A 1,415-nucleotide genomic window follows, 5' to 3' on the forward strand; every position below is an offset into this window, starting at 1 on the left:
TTCATCTCCTTTTAAAATTTTAGTATAGCTTTCAGATAATTTTTTAAAACTCATGATTATTGACAACATCAAAACTAGTATAGAAGCAAGACCAATATATAGCAGCTCTATTTGCCCTGTCATAAGAAATGTAAATAGAATAACCATTGTAATAGTCATCATAAAATATTTGAGACTTGAAATTGCTATATATGTTTTTGACAGACCCAAAATGATTTTTTTCACATATTCATTTTGTTTTAGAGCAATAAAAAGTTGGACATATTGATAAATGAGTATAAAGACAATACTGTAAATTATCTTCTGTAAGATTTGTGAAAGTAAAATTTGGTGCTCTAAGGATTGAATCTTTAATTTCACAATTTGATAAACATCTACTGGATTCATTGAGAAATTCAACTGGATAGCCATTTCATTTATTTTCTTTACCGCCTCAGGACTAAAAAGAGAGTTATTTGTTATATTACTAGCCAAAGAAAACTTATTGTTTTCCATCATTTTGTCCGTATCCAACACAACAACTATATTATCTTTGCTATCTGCTACACTTGCCATTGGTAAAATATTTTTATTTTTATGATCGATATCAGCATCCTCATTGAAATAAAAAATTTTATTACCATCAGGAATTATTTGTACTGCAAGCTCTTCTTTTGTATAGTTTGTTCCAATAAATTGTTCTGCTACAACTGTATTCTCAATAGATTTCTGGTTTTCTTTCCATTTCTCAGGAATATAGATGGTTGCTATCTTATTATCTAAAAGATGATAGTTTGTCCCATTCACTTTATTTTGTAGGTTAGCACCCGTTTGATTGATATAAATTAACTCTTTATTTATTTCTGGATTCGTTATCCCGTCATTTTCTAATTGTTTAGAAAAATTTTCCATAACATGCGAAGTTTTCATGAAATCTGGAACATATGCTGAAGATCGTCCTATATATAAGAAATCTAAGTTTTTTAAGGCAGCAACTATCTGTAGATACTGACCATTTGAAGCATTAATTTCTCCATTTTTAGTAGAGTTACTTTCAATTCCAAGGAACTCAATCCTTCTCCAGTCTTTTACTGTGTCCCATGGTACTAAATTCTGTATTTGTGTGTTAATACTAGATTGACTACTCTTTGTTTCTTGTAAAAAAATTCCTGAGACAAGGATGATAATCGAAATAATAGCAAGCCATACGACAAAAATAAGCTTGTTTTTTGCCTTGTTTTTAATAATTTCAATGGGTTTTTCAACCTGAATCGTCAACCAAAATAAAACAAAGGTAATGAGATCAATGATTTGAAATAATATAAAATTCGTTAAAAGCAGAGAGAAAAATAACTTAGAACTATAAGTGAAGAAACCATTCCCCAAAAAAGAACTGTAAGAAATCATCAATAAAGCCATCATAATCAGTTCAAAAA

At 29.0% G+C, this 1,415-nt stretch carries 1 protein-coding gene; it reads right to left on the reverse strand.

The genetic code is table 11. The features are described 5' to 3' along the window. On the reverse strand, positions 1 to 1,401 hold a 1,401-nt coding region (locus ACO409_RS10955), incomplete at its 3' end, for a hypothetical protein (protein ID WP_485557195.1). Between the last annotated feature and the right edge of the window lie 14 nt (positions 1,402 to 1,415).

The organism is Leptotrichia sp., assembly GCF_057270615.1.